Here is a 1,936-nt window from a genome sequence, read left to right as displayed (position 1 = left end):
GTCGGCGCCGGCAGCGCGCTGGCCCAGCAGGCCGGCCGCACCATGGAAGAGGTGGTCGAGAGCGTGCGTCAGGTGTCCGGCATCATCGGCGAGATCAGCAGCGCCAGCGCGGCCCAGGCCCGGGACATCACCGCGATCGGCGAGGCCATGGGCGCGATGGACGGGGATACGCGCGAGAACGCGGCCATGGTGTGCGAAGCGGCCGAGGCCGCCGGTGCACTGAAGAGCCAGGCCGACGAGCTGGCCGGCGTGGTGGCCGTGTTCCGCCTGGATAACGCGGCAGTGGCATTGCGGACGGCCTTGCCGCTCGCCTGAACGAAGGAAAGCCGGCCGCGAAGATTGCCGGCCGGACCCGGCAATGTTCGCGGCAGCGCCCAACTGCGGTAAAATCGCGGCATGTCCTATCAAGTCCTCGCCCGCAAATACCGCCCCAAGAACTTCGAAACGCTGGTCGGCCAGGAGCACGTGGTGCGCGCACTGACCCATGCGCTGCACACGGGCCGCCTGCACCACGCCTACCTGTTCACGGGCACCCGCGGCGTCGGCAAGACCACGCTGTCGCGTATTCTCGCCAAGTCGCTCAACTGCACCGGCCCGGACGGGCAGGGCGGGATCACGGCCGAGCCGTGCGGCCAGTGCGAAGCCTGCCGCGCGATCGACGCCGGGCGCTTCGTCGACTATATAGAAATGGACGCCGCCTCGAACCGCGGCGTCGACGAAATGGCGCAGCTGCTCGAGCAGGCGGTGTACGCGCCCAGCAATGCCCGCTTCAAGGTCTACATGATCGACGAAGTGCACATGCTGACCAACCACGCGTTCAACGCGATGCTGAAAACGCTCGAGGAACCGCCCGAGCACGTCAAGTTCATCCTCGCGACCACCGATCCGCAGAAGATTCCGGTGACGGTGCTGTCGCGCTGCCTGCAGTTCAACCTGAAGCAGATGCCGCCGGGCCACATCGTCGGCCACCTCGAGAACATCCTCGGCCAGGAAGGCGTCAGCTTCGAACAGCCTGCGCTGCGTTTGCTGGCGCAGGGCGCCCACGGCTCGATGCGCGACGCGCTGTCGCTGACCGACCAGGCGATCGCCTATGCCGCCGGCGCCGTCACGCTCGACGCCGTGCAGGGCATGCTGGGCGCGCTCGACCAGTCGTATCTCGTGCGCCTGCTCGACGCCCTGGCCCAGGAAAACGGCGCCGACCTGCTGGCCGTGGCCGACGAGATGGCCAGCCGCAGCCTGTCCTACAACGGCGCGCTGCAGGACCTCGGCACGCTGCTGCACCGCATCGCGCTGGCGCAGTCGGTGCCGGGCGCCGTGCCGCAGGACCTGCCGGAACTTGCCGACATCCTGCGCCTGGCCGGGCTGTTCGACCCGCAGGAAGTGCAGCTGTATTACCAGATCGCCGTGCACGGCCGTAACGAGATCGGCCTGGCGCCGGACGAGTACGCGGGCTTCACCATGACGCTGCTGCGCATGCTGGCCTTCCGCCCGGGGCAGGGCGGCGCCGAACGCATCGCCGCGCCGGCAGCCGCAGCGGCGCCGCGCGCGGCCGCGCCGGCGGCACGGGCGGCAAGCGCGGCAAGCGCGGCGGCCTCGGCCGCACCGGCGCCGGCCGCCGCAGGCGCGCCGCCGCGTCCGGCTCCGGCGGCCCCGGCTTCCGCCCCCGTTTCCGCCGCCGCCAATCCGGCCCCGGCCATGAATTCCGCGCGTGCGGCGATCAATGCCGCACTCGAGGCGGCGCGCGCCGCTTCCGGCCAGCGCACGGCGCCGAAGCGTCCGGGCGCCGACGCGCCGGGCGCGCCGCCTGCATCCGCTCCGGCTTCGGCGCCAACGCCGGCCGCGCCATCCGCGCCGCCGGGGCGTCCGATCAACGTTGGCCCAAGCGGTGCGCCGCCGTCGGCGCCGGGCGCGCGCATGGCGCCGCCGCCATCCGCCC

1 protein-coding gene and 1 pseudogene are annotated in these 1,936 nt (G+C 72.0%); both read left to right on the top strand.

What is annotated here, in order from left to right; translation table 11 throughout:
• Positions 1–315: pseudogene (locus RT688_RS23690) on the top strand (hypothetical protein); the annotation flags it as partial.
• 81 nt (positions 316–396) lie between these two features.
• Positions 397–1,936: DNA polymerase III subunit gamma/tau (gene dnaX, locus RT688_RS23685; RefSeq protein ID WP_313707271.1), on the top strand; the 1,540-nt coding region annotated here is incomplete at its 3' end.

The organism is Massilia sp., assembly GCF_032106685.1.
Classification (GTDB): Bacteria; Pseudomonadota; Gammaproteobacteria; order Burkholderiales; family Burkholderiaceae_D; genus Telluria.
The sequence above is the reverse complement of the archived record's forward strand: the minus strand, read 5'-3'. Positions and strand labels throughout refer to the sequence as shown.